Below are 25,842 nucleotides of genomic sequence, written 5' to 3'. Positions count from 1 at the left end.
AATCACTTCGAGCACCGGCTTTAGCGCTTTTTACGCAGATACAGCGTGGCCAGCGGTGGCAACTGCAGGCAAAGATGCTGTGCCAGGCCTTGATAACTGCCGCTGATACTACTCAGAGCGGTGCCAACGCTGTAATTACTGCCCCAGTAATATTCACTGTCGGTATTGAGGATAACCTCATAGTCGCCGCTTTGCTCAACGCCGAGTAAAAAATTGCTGCGCGGCATAGGGGTAAAGTTACACACTACGTATATCACATCGCCACTGGCGTCGCGACGCAGAAAACTTAAGGTGCTGTGATCGGCATCCTGATGGTCCAGCCAGCGAAAGCCGTCTTGCTGATAATCCAGCTGATACAGTGGTGGGCAGCGGCGATACGTCTGGTTTAAGTCACGCAGCAGCTGCTGCATGCCACGGTGTTTGTCGTAATCCAGCAAATGCCAGTCCAGGCTTTGGGTATGGTTCCACTCACGGCCCTGGGCAAACTCGTTGCCCATAAAATTCAGCTTTTTACCCGGGTGCGCAAACATAAAGGCGTAATAGGCACGCAAATTAGCCGCTTGCTGCCATTCATCACCTGGCATTTTGTTTAGCAAGCTGCCTTTGCCATGCACCACTTCATCGTGCGATAACGGCAAAATAAAGTTTTCGTTGTAGGCGTACACCATGGAAAAGGTCAAATCGTTGTGATGGTAGCGCCGGTAAGCCGGATCTTTACTCATATAGCGCAAGCTGTCGTTCATCCAGCCCATATTCCATTTAAAACCAAAGCCAAGCCCGCCCATATCAACCGGACGCGACACCATAGGAAAAGACGTCGACTCTTCAGCAATGGTCATCGCCTGTGGGAATTTGCTATACACCTCACGGTTAAACCAGCGGAAAAAGCTGATGGCTTCGTAGTTATGGTTGCCACCATCAATATTGGGGATCCACTCGCCTTCGTTACGCGAATAATCCCAGTACAACATCGACGCCACCGCATCGACGCGCAGGCCGTCGATATGAAAATGTTCCAGCCAATACAGCGCACTGGCCACCAGAAACTGGCGCACATAGTCCTTACCATAATCATAAATGCAGGAATTCCAGTCCGGGTGCCAGCCCCGGCGCGGATCCTCATATTCATACAAATGGCTGCCATCAAAGCGGGCTAAGCCATGGCCGTCTTCGGGAAAATGCGCCGGCACCCAATCTAAAATCACGCCGATACCGGCCTGATGGCACTTATCGACAAAGTATTTAAAATCATCCGGGTTACCCAGGCGCGAGGTGGGCGCAAATAAACCCAGCGGCTGATAGCCCCAGGAGCCGTCAAACGGATGCTCCATTACCGGCAACAGCTCAATATGGCTGTAGCCCATGTCCAGCACATAAGGAATAAGCTCTGATGCCAGTTCACGGTAACTCAGTGGCTGGTTATCGGCGCTGCGCCGCCAGCTGCCGGCTTGCAGCTCGTAAATGCTGATCGGGCTTTGCAGCGGATCGGTCGCTTTTCGGTGACGCCAGGCGCTGTCCTGCCATTGATAATGGTTATGGTCATACACCAGGGAAGCATGAGATGGATACTGCTCGGCATAAAACGCCATCGGATCGGCTTTATGTGGCAGCAAATGGCCGTTTTTATCTTTAATTTCAAATTTATAACGCACACCGGCGGCCACTTGTGGCACCACCAGCACCCAATGGCCACAGTGCGTGCGCTGCATCGGGTGTACCCGGCCATCCCAGCTATTCATATCGCCAATCAGGCTGACACTGCTGGCATTAGGGGCGTAAACGGCAAAACGGGTGGCGTTAATACTGCTTTTGCCAAATGGCAGGCGGATAAGCTGGGCGCCAAGCTGGCGATACAGGTTTTCCGGCTGGTGGGTGACATAATGCACAGCATAATAGGCTTCATCAGTAAACTGATAAGGGTCAATCAGCTGGTATTGATAACTGCCGCTTTGCACCAACAAATAATAGGCTTCCGCTTTGCGCTTTTTGGCCAGTACCAGCTCAAACACACCGCTACAACCGGGCACAGCCGTAAGCTCACCCAGCGGTTTACCGCTCGTTGCCGCTATAGCTGTTACCTGAGTGGCCTGGGGTAAATACACCCGTAACACTAAACCGACTGCGCTGTCCGGCTTTATTCTCTGCCAGCCTAATACGGCAAAGGGTTCGGCACATTGTACCTGTTCTAACAGTGTTACGCTCATCTTGTATCCCTTCTATTTCTGCTCACGGGCCTTATCAAGTCACCTTACCAGCTCAGGCAGGCTTGGCGATGGCGAAATACGCCAACGCCTTTTTATGCTTGGCGCCGCTTTTCGCTAATTTGGCTAAATAGCCCGGCAAGCTCCGGGTTGTCGCGCCACTGCTCCAGCGGTTGGCTTAACTTACGCCGCCAGTTTGGATATTCGTTACTGGTGCCAGGCACATTCACCGGTTGCGTCATTTCCAGCGCATCTTCCAGTTGCAGGCACAATAACTGACTGTTGCCAGCCGCCAAGTGACGCTGCAGGGCAAAGTTTAGCGTGCGGTCCATGCCCAGATGCTCAGTGCTGCGGCTGTAATCGGCCGGCAGCACCTGATGGCCGTGCAGCGAGTCGAGAATACGCTGCTTATTCACATGGCGCTGGGCATACAACTGTTGCAACTGCTGCTCATCCGGATAGAGACCCAGATCTTTACCCAGGCGCAGATCCTCACAGTGCCAAAAACCAATCAGCGTTGGCAAATCGTGGGTGGTCAGCGTCGCCATAGCCTGACGCGGATAATGCGCCGGTGAGATATAGCCACCATCGGCAGCGGTTTCAAAGAAAAACACCCGGTAGGAATACACACCATAGTCCTGCAGCAGCTCGCGGATCCCCTCCGGCACCGTGCCTAAGTCTTCACCAATGATCACCGCCTGCTGGCGCTGGCTTTCCAGCGCCAAAATGCCCAGTAAATCCATAATCGGATAATACACATAGGCACCACCACCGGCATTAGCTGCGGTTTTAGGCACCCACCACAGCCGCAACAGTGCCATTACATGGTCGATACGCAAGGCACCGGCATGTTGCATATTAGCGCGCAGCAGCTCAATAAAAGGCTGATAGGCTTGTTTGTACAGCTGGTACGGGTACATCGGCGGCAAGCCCCAGTTTTGTCCAGCTGGCCCCAGCGGATCAGGCGGCGCACCTATGCTGGCATCGCGGCAATACAGCCCGGGGTTGGCCCAGATTTCAGTAGAGGCTTCGCTGACACCGACGGCCAAATCACGGTACAGGCCCAAACTCATGCCGGCGTCTTTTGCTACCTGCTGCGCCTTAGCTATTTGCTGCTGAGCAATAAACTGCAGATAGCAGTAAAAATCCAGCTCGGCTTTTTGCTGCCTGGCAAATTGCTTCACCTGCTTTGACTCAGGATCTCGATATTCTTGTGGCCATACCGGCCAGCCCCAGTATTGGTTATCCTGCTGATATAAAAAGGCATGTAACGCATCATACAACGCCAGTTGCATTAAGCTGTCGCCGGCTTGCTGTTTAAATTGCCTAAAGGCCTTTTGCAGCTGCTTGGTTTCCTTGTCACTCTGCTCGGTAAACCACTGGTACAGGCTTTTCATTACCGGCAGTTTCAGCTGCATCACGCCTTCATAATCAACAAAATCTTTGCTGCGCTGCTCACTGACTGCAGTCACAAAGGCAGGCGCCTGCACCAGGCTTTGGCTGCGCGCGCACTGGTTAAAGCCGGGCATGGCGGTCACGTCAATATAGCGGATATCTAAAAAACGCCGTGATGACGGGCTGTACGGGCTGGCGTTTTCCGGCACGGCCGGATACAGCGCATGGATCGGGTTTAAACCGACAAAATCGGCACCTAATTTAGCCAGATAGGTCAGCGTGTGCTGCAAATCGGTAAAATCGCCTATGCCCCAGTTACGTGTCGAGCGCAGTGCATACAGCTGCAGCGCTATCCCCCATTGTTTTTGCTGGCTAAACGCCGACGGCTGATAACATTGGCCCGGCGTAATAATAAGCTGTTGCGTTACGCTACCATCTGCCAGCGCAACCTGGTGATACCCCGGCGCTAACTGCTGAGGCAGTGTATGCTGGTACTGGTGATACTCCACGTCGTCCAGCACCACCACCTGCACCAGCTCACCATCGACGGGCGTCAGCTCAAAACTGACGGCGCCGCCGTCTTCGCTGTGTAAATGAAGCGCAACAGCGGTATTGGCCTGTGCCAGCGTAACCTGTAGCGTCAGGTATTGCGGCTCATCGGCGCGCTGCACTGATACATAAGGCAGCACGCGCTGCCAGTAATCGAGCTGGCGCGCCAGCAACTGGCTGCGGGCGGTATCATCGTCATCAATGGCAAACCCCTGCGCCGCTAACAACTGTAATTGATCGGCCTCACTGACGGTAGTTGGCTTACCCCAGGCATCGTTAAATTCGGTTTCAATGCCGCAAAATGCGATAAGTTCAGCCCTTAAGCTGGCGTCCATGATAAATCCTCAGTCTGGTCAGAAGGCTAGCGCTCATTCTAGGCCGCCTTGTGACTAATGTCATTGTCAATTTGTGTCATTAAATTACATTTTTGTCGGTTTAAAGCGGACTAAAACTTGAAAAAGTTGGTAATTAATGTAATTTTACTACATAACAATTCATCCACTTTCACTTTAGCAAGTTTAACGGGGTTATCATGACAATTCGTGTTGCAATTAACGGTTTTGGCCGTATCGGCCGTAATGTGCTGCGGGCGCTGTACGAAAGCAGCAAACAGTATGACATTAAAGTGGTCGCTATTAATGACTTGGGCGATGCCGCTATTAATGCCCATTTATTGAAATACGACACCGCACATGGCATCTTCGCCGCTAACGTTGAGCACAACGACAAAGCCATTTACGTTAATCAGGATGAAATTTTAACCCTAAGCGAGCGTAACCCGGCTAACCTGCCTTGGCAGCAATTAAATGTTGATGTGGTGCTCGAGTGTACCGGCCTGTTTACCGATCGTAAATCAGCCGGCGCTCACCTTGCAGCCGGTGCGAAAAAAGTCATTATCAGTGCCCCCGCCAAAGATGTCGATGCTACTGTAGTTTACGGCGTAAACCAGCATATTTTAACGCCGCAAATGAACATTATCTCTAATGCCTCGTGTACCACTAACTGTCTGGCGCCTATCGCCAAGCCGTTAAACGACATCCTGGGCATAGAGTCGGGCCTGATGACCACTATTCACGCCTACACTAACGATCAGCGTTTAAGCGATGTGTACCACACTGACGTACGCCGCGCCCGCGCCGCTGCGATGTCGATGATCCCAACCAAAACCGGTGCCGCCGCTGCTGTAGGTTTGGTGGTGCCGGAGCTGGTGGGTAAATTTGACGGCCTGGCCGTTCGGGTGCCTACCCTAAACGTGTCACTGGTTGACTTGACCTTTATTGCCGGTCGCAATACCTCTGTTGATGAGGTAAACGATATAGTGCGTAACGCCTGTGCCGGCGGTGCTATGGCCGAAGTACTGGCTGTAAATGACTTACCGCTGGTGTCAGTTGATTTTAACCACAACCCGAAATCGTCAATTTTTGATGCAACCGAAACCCGGGTAAATGGCCGTTTAGTGAAGGTAATGAGCTGGTATGACAACGAGTGGGGCTTTAGTAACCGCATGCTGGATAATACCGTTGAGTTTATGAAGCACGCGTAAGCCATTGCGTCAGCGCACAGCCAGCTTTATGCTGGCTTTTTTTATTAACCAACACTTATTAACTAACACTGGCTGTAACGCTACAGAGCAGGAAATTCTTTCTTCACCGCCTTCAACAGCACATCCCTGTGCTGTCTCAGCCTGCGCGGTGTCCGTGCCGCTGTTACGAAAGAACACCTGCTCCACAGCTGATATAGTTAGCATCAGCAACTGTCTGGAGCGCTGAGAATTGACTGAAGCAATAACATTAGTCACCGGTTTTGCCCATTTAACCGATTTACCCTGCATCAGCCTGCGGCACGGTAATGCAACGGCGGTCATTTCATTATATGGCGCCCAGCTATTATCTTATCAGCCCAGCGCTGGGCGTGAAGTGCTGTGGTTATCGCCACAGGCCAGCTGGCATAACGGTACTGCCATTCGTGGCGGCGTACCTATCTGCTGGCCATGGTTTGGCCCGGCAACCAAAGCCTTTAACCCCGATAATATCGTCGTGCCCAACCATGGTTTGGTGCGTAACCGTTTATGGCAGTTGGTATCAAAGCAGGTCAGCAACAATGGCGTCAGTGTCAATTTACAGCTGGAGCTTAACGACTTACCGCACTACAGCGGCACAGCACGGCTACTGCTAAGCGTTACGCTGAACGACAGCCTAAGCCTATCGCTTAGTTGCCACAGCCAAATAGCACAGCAAGCGGCACTGCACAGCTATTTCAAGGTGGGTACTATTGATTCCGCCGTTGTGCGGCCACTGCCCAGCGTTTATCAGGATAAGGTCAGCAATAGCCTTGTTAATGACGCTGAAGTGGCGCTGAAAATTAGCACAGAGGTCGATCGTATCTACCCGCAAAGCGCCAGTCAGCTTCGGTTAGACAGCGCACTGGGCGCCCTTGGCATCAACCAGGCTGGTCATGATGCCACTGTGGTGTGGAACCCCTGGCAGGTTAAAAGCAGCAAAATGACAGATATGCCAGCTGAGGGTTACCAGCAATTTGTCTGTGTCGAAACCGCCAGACTAACAACTAACGCCAACGCCTTGTCCGTTAGCCAACAGCTAAAGCCACTTTAGCCTTCGGTGCCTTTTAAAAACTGCTTTAAATCCTGCTGCGGGTAACCCAGTTGCCCCAGCAGCTGTGGCAGTTCGTCCATTGGCATAAACACATTTTCAAAATGCTCTACAATGCCTGATAAATCAACGCCCTGCTCTTTCATGCGTTGGGCGGTAGCCAGGTGAATATTACGGACAAATTCGCTGGTCATGGCGCATACTCCGGTTTAATTTGCCGCCTGATACTGGCTACTTTTTAAGCAAATCTCAAGCAAAAATTTACGCTTTTAACGCCAACTGGAGTGAAACTGCTGTTTTACGGTGTGTTTTTTTCCGTCGCTATCAAGGATGTCAATATCAAGCTGCCATAACATATTGGGATCGGCGCAGGCACCGAGCAAAAAATCGGCTTCAAAGCCCCCAGCTGCCGGACTGAACCGAAGTGGAATACGGCCCATATACATCGACACACCGGTAATATTGCCTGACACAGCACTGGCGCCATCAGCAATTACGGTTAATTTCAGTGGCGTTTCAACCGGCGCTGCCGCCGGGCTTAGTTGTACTGTGACCGAGCCATGTTGATACAGCGTGGTGGCGTTAGTTGACGCAGCGCGCTCAGGAGAACAGGCGCTAAGGGTTAACAGCAGCAATAGCAACGGGTAAAATCGCAACACGGGGTCAGCCTTTAGCACAACAAAGTGGTTATTGTACGCGGTTTTAATGAAAAGCTTCAAACAACGGCTACACTTGGTTATTTAGTGAGCAACGACTTTGTTCTAAATCATAAAACGGGTGCTTTTACCTATCTTTTCAGGGGTAAAACCCTTAATATGCGGCCCCAAATTGGTAGACCAAACATTGCCTGTTGTGGATGTTTTAGCCTGCCTATAACAAGAATGGTTGTGCAAGCAACCTGTATCAGTAACCAGCACAAACTGCAGCGGAACTCAACATGAGCCAGACCAATACGTTAAATGTTGACTACAACTATCGCGTTGTCCGCCTCTTTGCCTTAACCACCGTTTTTTGGGGGATTATCGGCATGGCGGTGGGCGTGTTAATAGCGGCACAATTATATTGGCCAGCGTTAAACTTTGAAACGCCATGGCTAACTTACAGTCGCCTTCGTCCTTTACATACCAACGCGGTGATTTTCGCTTTTGGTACCAGCGCTTTGTTCGCAACAAGTTATTACATTGTGCAGCGCACTTGTCAGGTACGTTTGTTCGCTGAAAAGCTGGCCATGTTTACTTTTTGGGGCTGGCAGGCCGTAATTGTTGCTGCCGTTATTACCCTGCCTATGGGCTTAACCAGTTCAAAAGAATACGCTGAGCTGGAATGGCCAATCGATATTTTAATTACCCTGGTCTGGGTATCTTACGCCATCGTGTTTTTTGGCACGCTGGTAAAACGCAAAACCAGCCACATTTACGTGGCAAACTGGTTTTTAGGCAGTTTTATTCTTACCGTTGCCGCACTGCACATTGTGAACAGCATGGCGGTTCCGGTTAGTGCGTTTAAATCCTATTCAATCTATGCCGGCGCTGTGGATGCGATGATCCAATGGTGGTATGGCCATAATGCGGTAGGCTTTCTGTTAACTGCCGGTTTCCTTGGCATGATGTACTACTTTGTGCCAAAACAAGCTGGTCGCCCGGTGTATTCGTACCGTTTGTCGATTGTGCATTTCTGGGCACTGATTGCACTGTATATCTGGGCCGGCCCACACCATTTGCACTATACGGCACTGCCAGACTGGACACAGTCATTAGGCATGGTGATGTCTGTCGTGCTGTTTGTACCAAGCTGGGGCGGTATGATCAACGGTATTATGACGCTGTCTGGTGCCTGGCATAAACTAAAAACCGACCCAATCTTACGCTTCTTAATTGTGTCGCTGTCGTTCTATGGCATGTCGACCTTTGAAGGCCCGATGATGGCGATTAAATCAGTGAACGCCTTGTCACATTACACTGACTGGACTATCGGCCATGTGCACTCTGGTGCTTTAGGCTGGGTTGCGATGATTTCTATCGGCGCCATCTACCACCTGATCCCGGTGCTATACAACCAGGGCCGGATGTACAGCATTGCGCTGATTAACACTCACTTCTGGCTGCACACTATCGGCGTGGTACTGTATATCGTTGCCATGTGGATCTCGGGTATTACCCAGGGCATGATGTGGCGCGCGGTTAACACCGACGGCACCCTCACCTACAGCTTTGTGCAGAGCCTGGAAGCGTCAATGCCGTTCTATCTGATGCGCTTTATCGGTGGTGTCTTTGTGGTCGCCGGTATGTTGCTGATGGCGTACAACGTGTATAAAACCGTGCGCGCCAAAGAAGAATCATTGCAACCTGTACCAGCAGCGGCGTAAGAGGTAAATCATGTCGAACAAAAATCATCATGAAAAGATTGAAAAAAGCGTTAGCCTGTTAGCGATATTAAGTATTGTCGCCATCAGCTTTGGTACTCTGGTGCTGATCACACCGCTGTTTTTTATGGATGAAACCACGCAACCGGTCGATGGCATGCAACCCTACACTGCGCTGCAGCTTGAAGGTCGCGATATTTATATCCGTGAGGGCTGTGTTGGCTGTCACAGCCAGATGGTACGCCCGTTTCGTGCTGAAGTAGAGCGCTATGGCCACTACTCGGTCGCCGGTGAAAGCGTGTGGGATCATCCGTTCCTGTGGGGCTCAAAACGTACCGGCCCAGATTTAGCCCGTGTTGGCCAGCGTTACAGCGATGACTGGCATTATGCACACCTGATGGACCCGCGCTCAGTGGTGCCGCAGTCAAATATGCCGGCGTACCCCTGGTTGGATAAAAACCTGTTAGATGGCAAGCACACAGCGAAGAAAATGACAGTGTTGCAAAGCTATGGCGTACCTTACACTGACGAAGATATCGCCGGTGCGGCCGCTGCGGTGCAGGGTAAAACCGAAATGCAGGCGCTGATTGCCTATTTGCAATCACTGGGCACACACCTGAAGTAATGCTCATGGAATATTCAACGATACACAGTATTTTTACCGTGATTTTGTTCGTCGCTTTTGTTGCCTTTGTTATCTGGGCTTACAGCAAAAAGCGTAAGACGGATTTTGACCAGGCGGCAAACCTGGTATTTGACGACGAACAAAAGGCACCACAAAAAAACAAACAGGAGTCTGGTCATGAGTAACTTTTGGAGTGCTTGGATCATAGTGTTAACGCTGCCGGTGCTTATCGGCTGTGCGCTGTTACTGAAATGGAACCTGACCAACCATGTTGGTGTTCCTGAAGACTCAACCACCGGCCATGAAGTGGACGGTATTGAAGAGATCAACAACCCGTTGCCGCGCTGGTGGACCTACATGTTCGTGCTGACGTTGGTGTGGTCGGTGTATTATCTGGCCGCCTACCCTGGCCTGGGTAAATGGCAGGGCTTTTTAGGCTGGACCAGCTCGAATCAGGGCATAAAATCGCTGGAAGAGTCGCGCCTGGCGGTAGAAAAAGCCAAAGCGGAAGGCCTGAATGTGCAGCTAGACCGTGAAGTGTTTAAAGCGGATGAAGTGTACGGCCCGGTATTCCAGCAGTTTGCTCAGCGCGATGTGTTGGATCTGGCTTACGATGACGAAGCGATTAAAATTGGTCAGCGTCTGTTTTTACAAAACTGTGCACTATGCCATGGCTCAGATGCGCGTGGCCAGCAGGGCTTCCCTAACCTGACAGATAACGATTGGTTGTACGGTGGCACGCCGGATAAAATCAAAGAAACCCTGTTATATGGCCGCAAAGCGGCGATGCCGGGTTGGATTGATGCACTGGGCGAGCAAGGCGTAAAAGAAATGACCGCTTATGTACTTAGCCTGTCAGGCCGCAGTGTCAACGAGCGCGAAGCCGAAGCCGGTAAAGCCAAGTTTGCGTTGTGCGCCGCTTGTCATGGTGCTGACGGTAAAGGCAGCCTGGCACATAATCTGCCTTTTGGTGCGCCTAACCTGACTGACAATATCTGGTTATATGGCGGCTCAGCGGCTGCGGTTGAAGAAACCCTAACCAAAGGCCGTTATGGTGTGATGCCGGCGTTCGAGCAAACACTGGGTAAAGACAAAGTCCATATTTTAACAGCCTACGTATACCGTTTAGCCCATCCTGAGCCTACCACAACGGCACAGTGACAGGCGTGAGTAAACGATAAAATAAGCCCCTTTCTCTGGGGCTTATTGCTATATAATACCGGCCCGGTGTGCCGTGCAAGTTGAGGTGTTAATGCAGCAAGATACAAAACCCTGGTACAAACAGTTATGGCCTTGGGTCTTAATCGCTATACCGGTAATCACCGCGCTAAAAGCTGTGCATACCATAGTGGTCATGCAGCAACACTCCCCCGATCTGGTGGTAGACGATTATTACAAAGCGGGTCGCGCTATTAATATGCAATTGGCTAAGTATCGCGAGGCCGCGCTGCGTAACCTGGATGCTCATGTATTAGTAGCAGGTAACCGGGCCGTGGTGCGTTTTGCTGAAAACACCGTTCTGGATGGTGCTGTACATTTGGATTTTTATCACCCGACGCTGGCTGAACGCGATTTTGCTCTGGATGCCCAGCGTAGCGGTGAGCTATTGTATGTTGCTGACTTGCCTGTTACCCCTACCGGCAAATGGCAGCTGGTAGTGTCTGATGCCTCCAAAGACTGGAAACTACGCGCCACGCTGGAACTGCCCGCCACGGCTGAAGTTAAACTGGGTTATCACTAAGGCTAAATGTGAGCGACACGCGCTGTTTTCACTGTCATGAACCCGTGCCAGCGGGTTTTAATTTCAGCCTGATGTTCGACGGCCAACAGCGCGTCTTTTGCTGTGCCGGTTGTCAGGCAGTAGCCGACACCATCATTGCCAGTAACCTGGCCGATTATTACCGTTTTCGTACCGAGCCGGCCAACAAAGCCAAGGCCCTGCCTGAGCAGCTAAAAGCGGAACTGAGCCAATTTGACGCCGCCGATGTGCTAACAGATGTCAGCCGTCAGCTCGGTGACCTAACTGAAATTGAGCTATCTGTCAGTGGTATCAGCTGTGCGGCCTGTGCCTGGCTTATCGAAAAACAACTGCGGCAGTTACCCAGCGTACACAAGGTTAATGTCAATTCAACCACCCAGCGCTGTCATTTAAGCTGGGATGCGCGGCAAGTGCCACTTAGCGGTATTTTGCAAAAGCTTGCCGACATTGGTTATCAGGCCAGCCCTTTTGTCGCCGACCAGGAAGAGCAGCGCTATAAAACCGAGCTGAGCCGCTTTTTAAAGCGGCTGGCCGTTTCAGGCATTATGACCATGCAGGTGATGATGCTGGCAGTTGCCCTGTATTTTGGCGATTACACTGGCATAGAGGCATCGCATCAGGGTTACCTGCGCTGGATCAGCATGCTGTTGACACTGCCGGTAGTGCTGTATGCGGCCCTGCCCTTTGTTAAAAGTGCCTGGCGCGGCATTAAAGCCCGCCAAATGAACATGGATGTGCCGGTTAGCCTGGCTATTTACTACACCTTTTTTGCCTCCGCTTATGCCACCGCTTTTAATACCGGCGAAGTCTATTTTGAATCGGTCTGCATGTTTACCTTCTTATTGCAGCTGGGTAAGTTTTTTGAGTACCGCGCCCGTGCCAGAGCGCGTGATGCCACCAGCAATCTGCTTAAAATTATGCCGGTAAGTGCCACCTTGCTAAAAGGCCAACAGCAAGAAACAGTGTCTGCCAAGCGCTTGCGGCCGGGCGATATTATTCTGGTAAAACCCGGTGAAACCCTGGCGGCGGATGGTGAAGTTTTATTGGGCAGCAGTTCGACTGACGAGTCGATGTTAACCGGCGAATACCGACCCATTGCCAAAACTGTTGGCGATAACGTACTGGCTGGCACAGTAAACCATGATGGTCTGTTGCAGGTTCAAGTAACCAACGCCCTTGATAATTCCAGGCTTGGCCAGATTATTCAGCTGCAGCAACGTACGCTGAGCCAAAAACCCGCCGTGCTGGAGAAAACCGACAAACTGGCGCGTTACTTTGTCGAACGCTTGCTGCTCATCGCTGCTGCAACCTTCCTGCTATGGTATTTCTGGCTCGATGCCGACCGCGCCTTTTGGGTAACGTTATCGGTGCTGGTGGCCACCTGCCCTTGTGCCCTTAGTCTGGCCGCCCCCACGGCTGTTACCTGTGCCCTGGCCAGTTTGAACCGCCGCGGCGTGCTGATTAAAAACTCTGCCGCGCTGGATCTGTTGCCTGAACTTAGTATTGTCGTATTTGATAAAACCGGTACCTTAACTGAAGGCCGGTTCTCGCTGCAGCAGTGCCATCTATATACCGATACAGTCAGCGAAACTGAAGCACTTAACCTGATCGCCAATCTTGAAGCCTATTCCGAGCACCCGATCAGCCGCGCCTTTAGCAGTTACCTTGCGCAGAAACTGCCGCTTGAAGACGTTAGCATTACCGTAGGTGGCGGCATCAGTGCTCGCTATCAGGATAAAAAGCTCAAAGTAGGCAGCGCTGCTTTTTGTGGGCTTTTGCAAAGCGACGCCATGGTGAATCTGACTATCGACGAGCAGCCTATTGCAGCAGTAAACCTGCAAGATGCGCTGCGCCCGGAAGTGCCAGAGCTACTGGCAACACTGCGCCAACAGGGTTATCAGTTAATGATGTTAACCGGTGACAGTTCAAGCCAGGCAGATGCGCTGCAACAGCAACTTCAGTTCGATCAGATGATAAAAGGCTGCAGCCCGGAGCAAAAAGTGGCTGAAATAACCCGCCTTGTCGAGGACGGCCATAAAGTGATGATGTTGGGCGATGGTATCAACGACAGCCCGGCGTTTCATGCTGCGCATGTCTCAGTAACATTAGATAGCGGCAGTGATTTATCTAAAAATCAGGCCGATGTGGTGTTATTGCAACCCAATATCACGCTGCTACATGACTTATTGCACGGCAGCCTGGCAGCTAAACAAGTCATTAAACAGAATTTACGCTGGTCGGTGGGCTATAATCTGCTGATTATCCCGCTGGCGGTAGCAGGTTTCGTCTCACCTTATATTGCGGTGCTAGGCATGTCGTTCAGCTCCTTACTCGTCGTATCTAACTCACTAAGGTTACTGAAAAAATGAGTATTATTTATGTGCTGATCCCTATTGCTATTTTGTTTGTACTGATTGGCCTCGCCATCTTTTTTTGGGCAGTGCGCTCGCGGCAGTTCGACGATTTGGACAAAGAGGGTTTCAGTATTTTGTTTGATGAGCAAAATACACCCAAGCGCAACAGCGATAACGATAAAACGCCACTATGACAAACCTGACGACAGATTTGTTATCGGCACTGCTAATTGGTCTGATTGGCAGTAGCCACTGTCTGGTGATGTGCGGCGGTATTGCCAGCGCCCTGCAACTGACCATGCCGCCAGCCTCTGCAAAGCGCAAATTTTCTCTGCAACTGTTATTAAGTCTGGGCCGCTTAACCACCTACAGTCTGTTTGGTGCCCTGGTCGGCTATTTTGGTGCCAGCGCTATGCAAGTAGCCGGCGCCTCACTGCTGTGGCTGCGTCTACTGGCTGGTTTACTGCTGTTGATGATGGCACTTTACATCAGCCGGATCTGGTTTGGTTTGCTGCAACTGGAGCGGCTCGGCCAGACGGTGTGGCGCCGCGTTCAACCCATTGCTAAGCAGTTATTACCGCTTAACTCTGCCGCCAAAGCTTATGCTTATGGTATTTGCTGGGGCGCCCTGCCCTGTGGCCTGGTGTACAGCACACTGGGCTGGAGCCTGGCCAGCGGCAGCAGCCTGCATGGTGGCTTATTAATGTTGGCGTTTGGCCTGGGTACCTTACCGGCAATACTGCTCACTGGCAGCGCCGCCAACGCACTGGTTAAGCTTAAAAACGCTCTCTGGTTTCGTTATATTGCCGCTTTATTGCTTGGCGGTTATGCTTGTTACACGATTTGGCTTGCTATCCGTCGACTGGTTTTTTAAGCTAGACACCTGTTGGTATTTTAGAGAAAGGTAAAGGACGCCGTCATGCAACGCTCTGCAATAAATTGTCAGGATTGTGGTTTTAGTCAGCTGTGCCTGCCATTTTCGTTAAACAATGCCGAAATGACCAAACTGGATGATATTATTCAGCGCAAAAAACCAATGCATAAAGGCGATATGCTGTTTGAATCAGGCGTAGCGCAAAAGTCGCTGTATGCCATTCGTACCGGCTCGTTTAAAACCTTTACCCTTACCGATCAGGGCGAGCAGCAAATTACCGGCTTTCATCTGCCGGGCGATATTGTTGGTTTTGATGGCTTAAGTAGCCAGCAACACCCCAGTTACGCCGAAGCACTGGAAACCGCCATGGTGTGCGAAATTCCATTACCTAACCTGGAAGGCTTACTCGACCAGCTTCCCCGCCTGCGCCAGCAGATGATGCGACTGATGAGCCAGGACATTCAGGCCGATCAGCAAATGATGTTGCTGTTAAATCGCAAAACTGCCGAGCAAAAGCTGGCCACTTTTTTATCGCAGTTAGGTCAGCGCTATGCCAGCCGGGGCTTTTCCGGCAGTGCTTTTCGCCTGACCATGACCCGCAGCGATATTGGTAACTATCTGGGTTTAACGGTAGAAACCATTAGCCGCTTACTGAGTAAACTGGATAAAGAGCAGCTGATTGCGGTGGATGGCAAGCTTATCACCATCAAAGATCAGAGCGCGCTGTCACGCCTGGCGGCGTTAACCGCACATTGTTAGTACACCTTTAGAGCCGCTTGTTTAACTGCGCCGACTTTGCGCTGGCGCAAACCCCGTTTAAGCAATCCGGGCTAAGTTGACTACACTTAGTGTTAACTGTTTTAGCCTGGAGTAAACCATGTCAACTTATAACAATATTCTGGTGGTACTGGATCCCACAAGCGAGCCACAAAAAGCGCTGAACCGTGCCGTAGAACTGGTTCGGTTACAGGGCGGCAAGCTCACCGCGTTTTTATCGGTGTATGACTTTTCCTATGAAATGACCACCATGTTATCTGGCGATGAACGTGAATCTATGCGTCAAGCCGTGATTAAAGACCGCGAATTGTGGATCAGTGAGTACTTAGCAGCGCCACGTGCCGGCGGTATTAATATTGATATTAAAGTGGTGTGGCATAACCGCCCGTTTGAAGCCATAGTGCATGCCGTGCTGGAAGATAGCTACGACCTGGTGATCAAAGGCACCCATGATCATGATGTGCTTAAATCGATGATTTTCACCCCAACCGACTGGCATATTCTGCGTAAATGCCCCTGTCCGGTGCTGCTGGTGAAAGATCATGACTGGCCCAAAGGCGGCAATATTATTGCAGCGGTGAATGCCGGCAGCGAGCAGGAACATCATTTGTCATTAAACCAACGTGTAATCGCCAAAGCCCAGCAGATGGCCGCTATGCTAAGTGCAAAAACGCATTTGGTTAACGCCTTTCCCGGCACGCCGGTTAATATTGCCATCGAAATACCGGAATTCAACCCGCAAGAATACAATAGCACGATGAAACATCACCACACCGATGCGCTAACCAAGCTAGCCACGCAGTTTGATATTGCTCCCGAGCACTCCCACGTGCAGGAAGGTATGCCGGAAGATGTGATCCCCGCCATTGCCAAAACACTGGATGCTGAAATGGTGATCATTGGCACTATCGGACGTACCGGTTTATCGGCGGCCATTATTGGCAATACCGCTGAGCATGTTATCGACCGGCTGGACTGTGATGTACTCGCGGTAAAACCGGCTAATTTTGTTTGCCCGCTGGCAAAAGAGTAAGTTTTCACGCTTTTAGCCGCTGTCAGCTTTGGTATTGGCGCACACTTGGCTATAATGTGCGCCTTTTTCATCTGGGTACTGTGGTTATGACTCACGCTGCGCAAGCTAAAGCTCAATATAATCTGAATAAACTGCATAAACGTCTGCGCCGCGGCGTCGGTCAGGCCATTGCCGACTTTAATATGATTGAAGATGGCGACAAGGTGATGGTGTGCCTGTCTGGCGGTAAAGACTCTTACACCCTGTTGGACATTCTGCTGAACCTGCAACAATCTGCGCCGGTAAACTTTTCCATCGTAGCGGTTAATTTAGATCAAAAGCAGCCAGGCTTTCCGGCAGAGGTATTACCCAGCTACTTAACCCGCATCGGCGTTGATTTTAAAATCGTTACCGAAGATACCTACTCTATCGTTAAAGAAAAGATCCCCGAGGGTAAAACCACCTGCTCGCTGTGCTCCAGGCTGCGCCGCGGCATTTTATACCGCACAGCCAAAGAGTTAGGTGCTACCAAGATTGCCCTGGGCCACCATCGTGACGACATGCTCGAAACGCTGTTTTTGAATATGTTTTACGGCGGCAAGATGAAGTCGATGCCACCTAAGCTGGTGAGCGACAATGGCGAGCATATCGTGATCCGGCCATTGGCGTATTGCAAAGAAAAAGATATCGAAAAATACTCGGTAGCGCGTCAGTTCCCGATCATCCCGTGCAACCTGTGTGGCTCGCAGGACGGCCTGCAGCGTCAGGTAGTCAAAGAGATGCTGCAGGATTGGGATAAGCGCTTTCCGGGCCGTATTGAAACCATGTTTCAGGCCATGCAGAACATAGTACCGTCGCACATGGTGGATAACACCCTGTTTGACTTTGCCGGCCTGAGCAAAGATACCCCACTGCCAATGCGCGACACCGCTTTTGACAAAGAAGCCGTGCCGGCAGTACCGGTTGGCCTGAACACGGATGAAGACAGCGCAGAGGATAACGACAACCGCAATGCGGTGCAAATCGTCGCGCTAAGCTAGTGTAAACCAGGCCGCTATTGAGCGGCACTGATAAAGGGTAACAGATACGCCGGTCGCTGGTTAAACGGCCACTGGCTATCGGCAGCTAAGCTTTCATCAAGCACTATGGTGCAGCGTCTGGCGCTGCACTGTGTTACGGCCTGCTGTGCGGCCGTTAAGTCTGGCATAGCAACATCCTCAGCAAACTCAACTATGACGCCACTTACCGGCGGTAACCAGTATTCACCCAGACCGGCCATATCATCCAGCAGCAGATCAAACTGGCTGCGATAATGCGCCAGCTGGCTTAAGCTTAACTGCGCCGGCAAACGCATACGCGAGCGCAGCCTGAACTGCACCTGACAGGGCTCAACATTATCGGCCTGCAACACCTGAAGCACGGCATTGCTGTTTTTCAGCGCTTCATCATACGGCAGGCTAATCTCACCATTTGCTGCGGTATCCAGCGTTAGATCGTGCCGGTCACTGACCAGCTTAATGCGATAAAACTGACAGGCATGCCCTGTACGCTCACCAGTAAGTGCAAAAGCCAGCGTAATGTCACTGTACTCAGGCTGCTGTAATTTTTTCATCCGGCTGTAAAAACCGTTGTAATTAAGCAGTAAATCAGCCGACACCGGCGCGGCGATAAGCAGTGCCAGCAGCAACAAAGAGCGCATATTATTCTTCCAGTAATTTACGGTTAAAACGGATCATGCCGCTGATTTCGGCAATGTACTCGTCACCGCGCTCGGAGTAAGAACCCAGCCCTGCCGCCAGCATTTCACCGCGCACCGGCTTGCCCTCATCACGCAAACGGGCGCGGATAGCGCGCAAGCCCTCATAGGTATGAAAAGTATTCAGGTTGTAGAAATAACTTTTAATACTGGCACCCGGGTTATCAAATTTCGCCACTTCATGGCTTTGCCCCTCGAGGCGTGAGTTAGGAATAAGCCCACAACCTTCGCGAAAACACCACTGACCAAAAAAGTTATAACCTTCAACGGCAAAACGGCTGGTACCCCAGGCAGATTCATTCGCAGCCTGCATTAACACCAGGGTGTCCGGAATAATATCTACCCGCTTTAGCAGCTCTTCGAGCATGGTTTCGTCGGTTTCGGCTACTTCCATCCTGAACTCATCATACAGGCTGTATAAAAAGGCATATTCCTCTAAGGAGATGCGTAAACGCTTTTGCTTTTTTTCCTGAATATCCAAAAGTTGCGCCCGCAACGAACGCAACCTGGCATTCTCGCGCTTAACGTAAGGGCGCAGGTAGTTAAAAAATGCCCGTTTTTTCTCGGTTACATCGGTATATTGGTTAAAGTCCGGCAGGCGGCTAAACACCGGCGCACTTTGGGTGTACGCCAGGCGCTGCAGTACTTTCTTTTTATCCGCATCGTTTAACGCAGTAATGCGGCTGGGCTTTTGCCACTCTTCCAGCGAGTCTAGCTGTTTTACCGGCTCAAGCTCGGTAAAAGGGCTTAAAGCGGCCACTACCACCAGCAGCCAAAAAAGTAAAATAATGATTTTTTTCAACAACATCTATCACCTGTTGGTTACTCTTCCTGCACGATACCTTTACCGTGACAGTAACCTGTTTGTTACAACAAGACCGCGCTATTTTACCTGCACAGGTGCATTTATACGAACAAAAACTGCGCTGGCTTAGTTTTTTTACGCAAAACCCGGCTTTGACCATTGCAAAGCAACCCTAGTTATGTGAAAACAGTGCCTCACAGCAATTTAGCTGTCTGGACGGATAAAACTCAGGCATTAAGGTCGTTGTTATGAAACCCATTGAGCGCTCAACTAAATTAGACGGTGTCTGTTATGACATCCGCGGCCCTGTCGCACAGGAAGCCAAACGCATGGAAGAAGAAGGCCATCGCATTCTTAAATTAAATATCGGCAACCCTGCGCCCTTTGGTTTTGAAGCACCGGATGAAATTCTAAAACACGTTATCCATAACCTGCCTACCGCACAGGGGTACTCAGATTCGCAGGGGATATATTCTGCCAGAGTTGCCGTAGCGCAGTATTACCAACAGCGCGGGATTTTAGGCGCTGACGCCGATGATGTGTACATTGGTAATGGCGTATCAGAGCTGATTTTAATGTCGCTGCAGGCGCTGTTGAATAATGGCGACGAGGTGCTGGTTCCTTCACCTGATTATCCGCTTTGGACTGCTGCCGTTAATCTGGCCGGCGGCAAACCGCTGCATTACCGCTGTGACGAGCAGCAGGACTGGTACCCGGATTTAGACGATATAAAACAGAAAATCAGTAAAAAAACCAAAGCCATCGTACTGATCAACCCGAACAACCCCACTGGTGCGGTGTACGACAAAGCCTTCTTGCTGGAGCTACTCAAAATCGCCCGTGAGCACCGGCTGGTCGTGCTTAGCGACGAGATTTACGACAAAGTGCTGTATGACGGCACCGAACATGTCAGCACGGCATCTCTGGCCGATGATTTGATTATGCTGACCTTTGGCGGTTTATCGAAAAATTACCGTATCGCTGGTTTTCGCGTTGGCTGGTTATTTATCTCCGGCGCCAAACATTTAGCCCGCCACTACATCGAAGGCCTGAATATCCTGGCGTCAATGCGGCTGTGTGCCAACGTGCCCTGCCAGCATGCGGTGCAAACGGCGCTGGGCGGCTATCAAAGCATTAACGAATTGGTGGTGCCAGGCGGGCGTTTATACGAACAGATGGATTTAGCGCATAAACTGGTGACGCAAATTGATGGCTTAAGCTGTATGCGGCCTAAAGGTGCGATGTACTTATTTCCGAAGATTGACCGCAAGAAATTTCGCATCAAAGACGATGAGCTGTTCGTACTGGATTTTCTGCGCCAGCACAAGGTGCTGTTAGTGCATGGCCGCGCCTTTAACTGGCCAGAGCCGGATCACTTTCGCATCGTGTTTTTACCGCATAAAGAGCAGTTAGAAGCGGCATTGGGTAAACTGGCGCAATTTTTACCCGCTTATAGCCAATAACATTCAACTTAGCCTGCCTGGCCCAGATCCCGGCAGGCTTCACCGTCTATTTCAAACTCAATGGTGGTATGACTTAGCTGATAAGGTGCCAGCGAAGCGGCAACTTGCTGCTTGTAATAAAGCTGCCCGGCCAGATCTGCCGGCGTAACCACTTGCAGGTGCACGGTAAGTACATGCTGCTCGCCATCCAGCGACCACAGATGCAGATGATGCACGGCTTTAACAAATGGCAGTTGTCTGAGCGCTGTGCCAATTTCCTGCTGTAACGCCGGGCTTGGTGATACCTGTAAAAATAACGCCAGGGTTTGACGCAGGCTTTTTATTACATTAAGTAAGATAAACAGGGTAAAACCGATACAAAGTAGCGGATCTAACCAGGCCCAGCCGGTAAAATACATCAGCACAGCGCCAATCAGCACCGCGACCCAGCCCAGTACGTCTTCCAGTAAATGCCAGCTGAGCAGTTTCTCGTTCTGCGTTTTGCCACGGCGCAAGCGCAGCAGTGCAGCGCCATTTACCGCTATACCCAACAGTGCCAGCACAAACATGCCGCCGGTATGGGGTAACTGCGGCTGCCATAAGCGCGGTATTGCTTCGGCTAATACCCACACTGACCCCAGCACCAGGATCACCCCCGTTAATAAGGCGCTAAGCAAAGACCAGCGCCGGTAGCCATAGCTATAACGTTCATCAGGTGCTTTGCCGGCAACTTTACTGGCAAGCCAGGCAAACCCAATGGCCAGGCTGTCGCCTAAATCGTGAATAGCGTCAGCAATAATGGCCACGCTATTGGTTAACAGGCCGCCGACAATTTCAATCAGGGCAAAACCAAAATTAAGCCAGAATGCCAGCGCAATATTACTGCTCTCGCTATGATGGTGCTGATGGCCACAATGATGACCATGATGCTGTTTTGTCATTCCTGCGTTACCCGCCAGAGCAAATCCTGTTAGCAGCTTAAAAGTAAATTCAATAAGATACAACGTCAGACGGTACGCAATATTGGCCCTTGTATCTGTATCTAGAACACAGTAGTCTTGCTGCATTATTCAGCCATCCATACTGCTAACAATACATGACTACTGCGTTTTCTTTTGGTGAAGCCTTTGCAAATTTTACCGCACAGTTATCAGCTGTGGTGTTTTATGCCTTTAATATTAATGGCGTAGCTATCCCCTTAGTGCTTATCTGGTTAATTAGCGGCGCCCTGGTGTTTACCGCTTACCTGGGTTTTATCAATTTACGGGGCTTTGCTCATGCCCTAAGTTTACTGCGTAACAATAAGCCCACCGGCGGCAAAGGCGAAATTACCCCGTTTCAGGCGTTAAGCACGGCGCTTTCCGGCACTGTCGGCACCGGCAATATTGCCGGCGTGGCGGTAGCGATAAGTTTGGGTGGCCCGGGGGCAACCTTCTGGATGATAGTGGCTGGCCTCTTGGGTATGTCGACCAAATTTGTCGAATGTACGCTGGCGGTAAAATACCGCCAACTTAATGCCGATGGCAGCGTGTCGGGCGGCCCGATGTATTACATTAAAGCGGCACTGGATAAAGTTAATCTGCCGCTGTTGGGCTCCTTACTGGCAATGGCGTTTTCGGTGTTTGTTATTTTTGGTTCGGCTGGTTTTGTTCATGTGAATCAGGGCTTTGTGCAGGTAAAAACCGTAACCGGCTTTGATAACGCCTGGCTGTTTGGTGCCTGTTATGCACTGTTGGTGGGTGCTGTGATTATCGGCGGCTTAAAAAGTATCGCCCGGGTTACCAGCAAACTGGTGCCGCTGATGTGCGGTATTTATCTAATTGCGTCTTTGCTGGTGATGTTAAACCATTACAGCGCGATTCCTGCGGCGCTGTGGCTGATTGTACAAAGCGCCTTTACGCCCGAAGCCAGCTATGGCGGCTTTATCGGCGTGCTTATTCAGGGCTTTCGCCGCGCGGCCTACTCCAACGAGGCCGGTATTGGCTCGTCGCCGATAGCACACGCAGCCGCTCAGGTAAAAGATCCGGTGAGCCAGGGTTTTGTTGGCTTACTGGAGCCCTTTATCGACACTGTAGTGATTTGTACCATTACCGCTTTGGTGATTATTTTAACCGGTGCCTATCAAACGCCGGGGCTGGATGGCGTACAAATTACCTCTGGCGCCTTTGCCTCGGTATTTAGCTGGTTTCCCTGGGTGCTAATGGTGGCGCTGCTGCTATTTGGCTTTTCAACCGTAATAAGCTGGTCTTACTATGGCTTAACCGGCTGGCGCTATCTGGTAGGCACTAACCCCAGGCTTACCCAGCTATATAAGGTGTTGTTCTGTTTTATTGTGTCTATTGGTGCTGTGCCCAATGTAATGGCGGTGTTTGATTTTATCGACTCGATGATTTTCTTAATGGCGGTGCCCAATATACTGGCGCTTTATCTGCTGTTACCTGAGGTAAAAGCCGACTTAAGCGCCTATTGGCAAAAAATACAGCAGGCGCGTTAAGCTGCCTGCTCTACCGCCGCTATTTTCGCTTTTGCCGTTTTATCAGCAACGGCTTTGTCTTTTGCTGCCGGCTTTTTGGCGCCCAGTGCAACTAACAACTCATCTTTATGCTGTGCCAGGTACAGCGCCAGCGCTTCGGTCTGGTTATCATCGGTTAGCAGTTTGCTTTCCGTTAACACTGTGGTCAGCTCATCCGCCGTGTCGAGCATTTTGTCATAGGCATCGGCTTCGGCCTTAGAAGTAAAAGTCATTTTTTCCGCTCCGTTACGTTCTACCACATATTTGATGATCACAGCCATGGTGTTTCCCTCTGAATTAAATTACTGTTATTTTATACAGTATAAACACAATGCTGTCTAATGCTTTTATTGCCACTTTTGTCTACTCGAAGTTTTGCCGCTATTGGCGTACTATAGCCTTAGTGTGCAAACGGCCGCCGCGCCGCTAGTAGTTTGATTAACAAGGAATATCATGGCTGATTCTGTTTGGTCTGAACGCCGCTCCGGCGCAGAAAGCATGCGCCCGGGCGATCAGCGTACGCCCTGGCAACGCGACCGGGCCCGCATTTTACACTCGGCGGCCTTTCGTCGCCTGCAAGCCAAGACGCAGATCTTAGGCATTGGCCAGAATGATTTTTACCGCACCCGGCTCACCCACTCGTTAGAAGCGGCGCAAATTGGCACCGGTTTAGTCAGTCAATTGCGCAGTAAAACCAGTGCCGGGCTTAACGGTATCTTACCGGCCGATGCGTTAATGGAAGCACTTTGCCTGGCACACGATATTGGCCATCCGCCTTTTGGCCATGGTGGCGAAACGGCATTGAATTACAAAATGCTGAACCATGGCGGTTTTGAAGGTAATGGCCAGACGCTGCGCATCGTTGCCAAACTGGAGCCTTATACCCAGCAGCACGGTATGGACTTGTCACGGCGCACCTTGCTGGGCTTATTAAAATACCCGGTGTTGCAACCCCAACTGGGCCTTGCCCCCTTACCTTTGCAAAACCCGCTTAACCTAACGCCCTGGAAGCCGGCAAAAGCCATTTTTGCTGCCGATAGCGATATTCTCGATTGGATCCTCGCGCCGCTGTCTGATAACGACCGCAGCTTATTTCAGCAGGTGGATACGCTTGAGCAATCGCCATTTATTAAATCACGCTATAAATCGCTGGATGCGTCTATTATGGAGCTGGCCGATGACATAGCCTATGGCGTACACGATTTGGAAGATGCCATAGTGCTGGGTAATATCAGCGAAAGCCAGTGGCTGGCCAATAGCGACTGGGATAACCTGCCCACTGCCCTGGCGCAGCAAATGCAGCAGATTGGCGCAGCGCTGTTTAGCCACCAGCATCATTTACGTAAAGATGCTATCGGCTCTTTGGTAAACCTGCTGATAAGCTCGGTGTCGCTGACAGAAGTGTTGCCCGGCGCTACAGAGCCACTAATCCGTTACAATGCAGTACTGGCGGAAGCGCCGCACGCCATTTTGCACTGCTTAAAGCAGCTGGTGTATCGCTGCGTTATTTCCAGACCCGATATTCAGCAGTCGCGTTTTCGCTGTCAAAACATGCTGATGGCATTGTTTGACGCTTTTTGCTCAGATCCGTCGCGCTTATTACCAGCCAACACCCAGCTGCGCTGGCAACAAGCGGCCGATGCGCTGAAAACACGGGTGATTTGCGATTACATCTCCGGTATGACCGACGATTACGCTGAGCTGATGTACCGCCGGCTCTATACCAATGCGGTCTGACAATTTAAGGACATCAGTGTTGTGACCTCTTCTGTACTTCGGGTACTGGCCGGCCCTACTGCGCTTGCGCATATTCAGCAGCATGGTTTGCGCCAGGCCGATATTAACGTGATGGTGGGCGCCAGCGGCGGCCCTAAGTGGTTTAGCCTGTTTGGGCTGGATCAGTACTTATTTGGCGAATTTTTCGCCGGCCGTACAGCGCCTTTGCATATTTTAGGCAGCTCTGCCGGTGCCTGGCGCTTTGCGTGCTTTGCCCAGGCCAACCCGGTGGCGGCTTCACAGCGCTTTTGCCACGCCTACAGCCATATTTGCTACCCCAAAGGCGCCGATACTAACCTTATCAGCGAGATTTCTGCCGGCATTATTGACGAGGTGTTTCCAACGGAAGCGGCGCTGGATCAAGTGTTAACCAATCCGGTGATTAAGCTTAATCTGGTGGTGGCCAAAGCCCGGCGCATTGCCGCCGGCCAGCACAGGCTGACCCAGGCCAGCGCGCTTACGCTGGCTGCCGCTGCTAATTTGCTGCATCGCAAACACCTGCAACACTTTTTTCAGCGGGTACTGTTTCATGCCCCCGCTAGCCAGGCACCGTTTCATCATGCCGGTATATTGCCCACCCAGCATGTTGAGCTAAGCAAAACTAACCTGCGCCAGGCCGTGCTGGCCAGCGGCGCTATTCCGCTGGTACTGAACCCGGTAGAGGACATTGCCGGTGCTGGCAGAGGCCGGTATTACGATGGCGGCCTGACCGATTATCACTTTGACCTGCCCTTTAGCGACAATGGCCTGGTGCTGTATCCGCATTTTTACCCCAGGTTAACGCCAGGCTGGTTTGATAAAGCCCTGCCATGGCGGCGGGCAACAGCGGCACATTTACATAATGTGGTGCTGCTGTGTCCCAGCGAGCAATGGGTAAAGTCACTGCCGTTTGGCAAAATTCCTGACCGTAATGATTTTAAACTGCCGGACAAAGTACGTATCGCCTATTGGCAGGAAGTGATTGCCCGCTCGGAGCAATTGGCAGAGGCGTTAAAACAGCGGAATTTTGTCGCTGAAGCGCTGTGATCTGGATA

25 protein-coding genes are annotated in these 25,842 nt (G+C 51.1%); 17 read left to right on the top strand and 8 right to left on the bottom strand.

Annotated elements, in window-relative coordinates; genetic code table 11:
* Positions 1-20: 20 nt before the first annotated feature.
* A complete protein-coding gene (gene glgB, locus RNAN_RS09990) occupies positions 21-2,204 on the bottom strand; it encodes a 1,4-alpha-glucan branching protein GlgB (RefSeq protein ID WP_008221368.1) in 2,184 nt (727 codons plus the stop codon).
* Positions 2,205-2,296: 92 nt separating this feature from the next.
* Complete coding sequence (gene malQ, locus RNAN_RS09985; protein ID WP_008221366.1) at positions 2,297-4,480, bottom strand: 4-alpha-glucanotransferase; 2,184 nt, start codon at positions 4,478-4,480, stop codon at positions 2,297-2,299.
* 197 nt (positions 4,481-4,677) lie between these two features.
* Here malQ and gap point away from each other — a divergent pair, with 197 nt between their 5' ends.
* Complete coding sequence (gene gap, locus RNAN_RS09980) at positions 4,678-5,688, top strand: type I glyceraldehyde-3-phosphate dehydrogenase (RefSeq protein ID WP_008221365.1); 1,011 nt, start codon at positions 4,678-4,680, stop codon at positions 5,686-5,688.
* 229 nt (positions 5,689-5,917) lie between these two features.
* Positions 5,918-6,757, top strand: coding sequence for a D-hexose-6-phosphate mutarotase (locus tag RNAN_RS09970; RefSeq protein ID WP_008221361.1), 840 nt, complete (start codon positions 5,918-5,920; stop codon positions 6,755-6,757).
* On the opposite strand, the gene RNAN_RS09965 is transcribed toward RNAN_RS09970, so the two are convergent.
* Together RNAN_RS09965 and RNAN_RS09960 are read right to left on the bottom strand one after the other, a co-directional pair.
* Positions 6,754-6,948, bottom strand: a complete 195-nt coding sequence (locus tag RNAN_RS09965) for a hypothetical protein (RefSeq protein WP_008221359.1) — start codon at positions 6,946-6,948, stop codon at positions 6,754-6,756. The two genes, RNAN_RS09970 and RNAN_RS09965, sit on opposite strands and share 4 nt — an antisense overlap.
* A 75-nt stretch (positions 6,949-7,023) precedes the next feature.
* Positions 7,024-7,413: a hypothetical protein gene (locus tag RNAN_RS09960; protein WP_008221357.1), complete on the bottom strand. Its 390-nt coding sequence runs from the start codon at positions 7,411-7,413 to the stop codon at positions 7,024-7,026.
* Between the two features lie 278 nt (positions 7,414-7,691).
* Here RNAN_RS09960 and ccoN point away from each other — a divergent pair, with 278 nt between their 5' ends.
* The 11 genes from ccoN to ttcA all read left to right on the top strand — a co-directional run bounded on the left by ccoN (position 7,692) and on the right by ttcA (position 17,557).
* On the top strand, positions 7,692-9,119 hold the full coding sequence (gene ccoN / locus RNAN_RS09955) for a cytochrome-c oxidase, cbb3-type subunit I (protein WP_008221355.1): 1,428 nt from the start codon (positions 7,692-7,694) through the stop codon (positions 9,117-9,119).
* 10 nt (positions 9,120-9,129) lie between these two features.
* Positions 9,130-9,741, top strand: coding sequence for a cytochrome-c oxidase, cbb3-type subunit II (ccoO, locus tag RNAN_RS09950; protein WP_008221353.1), 612 nt, complete (start codon positions 9,130-9,132; stop codon positions 9,739-9,741).
* A 5-nt stretch (positions 9,742-9,746) separates the two neighbouring features.
* A complete protein-coding gene (locus RNAN_RS09945; protein WP_008221351.1) occupies positions 9,747-9,926 on the top strand; it encodes a cbb3-type cytochrome oxidase subunit 3 in 180 nt (59 codons plus the stop codon).
* A complete protein-coding gene (gene ccoP / locus RNAN_RS09940; protein ID WP_008221350.1) occupies positions 9,919-10,902 on the top strand; it encodes a cytochrome-c oxidase, cbb3-type subunit III in 984 nt (327 codons plus the stop codon). The genes RNAN_RS09945 and ccoP overlap by 8 nt, the downstream gene beginning before the upstream one ends.
* A 91-nt stretch (positions 10,903-10,993) precedes the next feature.
* Positions 10,994-11,482, top strand: a complete 489-nt coding sequence (locus tag RNAN_RS09935) for a FixH family protein (RefSeq protein ID WP_040551992.1) — start codon at positions 10,994-10,996, stop codon at positions 11,480-11,482.
* Between the two features lie 8 nt (positions 11,483-11,490).
* Positions 11,491-13,869, top strand: a complete 2,379-nt coding sequence (locus RNAN_RS09930) for a heavy metal translocating P-type ATPase (RefSeq protein ID WP_008221346.1) — start codon at positions 11,491-11,493, stop codon at positions 13,867-13,869.
* Positions 13,866-14,048 (top strand): cbb3-type cytochrome oxidase assembly protein CcoS, encoded by a 183-nt coding sequence (gene ccoS / locus RNAN_RS09925; protein ID WP_008221344.1) that lies wholly within the window; start codon positions 13,866-13,868, stop codon positions 14,046-14,048. The genes RNAN_RS09930 and ccoS overlap by 4 nt, the downstream gene beginning before the upstream one ends.
* A complete protein-coding gene (locus RNAN_RS09920) occupies positions 14,045-14,728 on the top strand; it encodes a sulfite exporter TauE/SafE family protein (protein ID WP_008221342.1) in 684 nt (227 codons plus the stop codon). Before ccoS ends, RNAN_RS09920 begins: the two co-directional genes overlap by 4 nt.
* Before the next feature lie 45 nt (positions 14,729-14,773).
* Positions 14,774-15,487, top strand: coding sequence for a fumarate/nitrate reduction transcriptional regulator Fnr (fnr, locus tag RNAN_RS09915; protein ID WP_008221340.1), 714 nt, complete (start codon positions 14,774-14,776; stop codon positions 15,485-15,487).
* Between the two features lie 118 nt (positions 15,488-15,605).
* A complete protein-coding gene (gene uspE, locus RNAN_RS09910; protein ID WP_008221339.1) occupies positions 15,606-16,538 on the top strand; it encodes a universal stress protein UspE in 933 nt (310 codons plus the stop codon).
* 86 nt (positions 16,539-16,624) lie between these two features.
* Positions 16,625-17,557 carry a tRNA 2-thiocytidine(32) synthetase TtcA gene (gene ttcA / locus RNAN_RS09905; protein ID WP_008221337.1) on the top strand — a complete coding sequence of 311 codons (933 nt, stop codon included), beginning with the start codon at positions 16,625-16,627 and terminating at the stop codon, positions 17,555-17,557.
* Between the two features lie 14 nt (positions 17,558-17,571).
* On the opposite strand, the gene RNAN_RS09900 is transcribed toward ttcA, so the two are convergent.
* Positions 17,572-18,216, bottom strand: a complete 645-nt coding sequence (locus RNAN_RS09900) for a DUF2987 domain-containing protein (RefSeq protein WP_008221335.1) — start codon at positions 18,214-18,216, stop codon at positions 17,572-17,574.
* Between the two features lies 1 nt (position 18,217).
* On the bottom strand, positions 18,218-19,081 hold the full coding sequence (locus tag RNAN_RS09895) for a glucosaminidase domain-containing protein (RefSeq protein ID WP_008221333.1): 864 nt from the start codon (positions 19,079-19,081) through the stop codon (positions 18,218-18,220).
* Positions 19,082-19,326: 245 nt separating this feature from the next.
* On the opposite strand from RNAN_RS09895, the gene RNAN_RS09890 reads away from it, so the two are divergent.
* The gene (locus tag RNAN_RS09890; RefSeq protein ID WP_008221330.1) at positions 19,327-20,541 is read left to right on the top strand and encodes a pyridoxal phosphate-dependent aminotransferase; all 1,215 of its coding nucleotides are present in this window, start codon (positions 19,327-19,329) and stop codon (positions 20,539-20,541) included.
* Positions 20,542-20,549: 8 nt separating this feature from the next.
* On the opposite strand, the gene RNAN_RS09885 is transcribed toward RNAN_RS09890, so the two are convergent.
* The gene (locus tag RNAN_RS09885; protein ID WP_040551976.1) at positions 20,550-21,461 is read right to left on the bottom strand and encodes a cation diffusion facilitator family transporter; all 912 of its coding nucleotides are present in this window, start codon (positions 21,459-21,461) and stop codon (positions 20,550-20,552) included.
* Positions 21,462-21,616: 155 nt separating this feature from the next.
* Between RNAN_RS09885 and RNAN_RS09880 the strand changes: the two genes are divergently transcribed.
* The gene (locus RNAN_RS09880; protein ID WP_008221326.1) at positions 21,617-23,014 is read left to right on the top strand and encodes an alanine/glycine:cation symporter family protein; all 1,398 of its coding nucleotides are present in this window, start codon (positions 21,617-21,619) and stop codon (positions 23,012-23,014) included.
* On the opposite strand, the gene RNAN_RS09875 is transcribed toward RNAN_RS09880, so the two are convergent.
* Entirely contained in the window at positions 23,011-23,313 is a 303-nt protein-coding gene (locus RNAN_RS09875; RefSeq protein WP_008221324.1) for a YebG family protein, read from the bottom strand. The genes RNAN_RS09880 and RNAN_RS09875 overlap by 4 nt on opposite strands.
* A 172-nt stretch (positions 23,314-23,485) precedes the next feature.
* Here RNAN_RS09875 and RNAN_RS09870 point away from each other — a divergent pair, with 172 nt between their 5' ends.
* Together RNAN_RS09870 and RNAN_RS09865 are read left to right on the top strand one after the other, a co-directional pair.
* Positions 23,486-24,769 carry an anti-phage deoxyguanosine triphosphatase gene (locus tag RNAN_RS09870; protein WP_008221322.1) on the top strand — a complete coding sequence of 428 codons (1,284 nt, stop codon included), beginning with the start codon at positions 23,486-23,488 and terminating at the stop codon, positions 24,767-24,769.
* A gap of 21 nt (positions 24,770-24,790) precedes the next feature.
* Entirely contained in the window at positions 24,791-25,834 is a 1,044-nt protein-coding gene (locus RNAN_RS09865; protein WP_008221319.1) for a patatin-like phospholipase family protein, read from the top strand.
* Positions 25,835-25,842: the final 8 nt, after the last annotated feature.

It is taken from the genome of Rheinheimera nanhaiensis E407-8, from assembly GCF_000296695.1.
In the GTDB taxonomy this organism is placed as follows: Bacteria; Pseudomonadota; Gammaproteobacteria; order Enterobacterales; family Alteromonadaceae; genus Alishewanella; species Alishewanella nanhaiensis.
The sequence above is the reverse complement of the archived record's forward strand: the minus strand, read 5'-3'. Positions and strand labels throughout refer to the sequence as shown.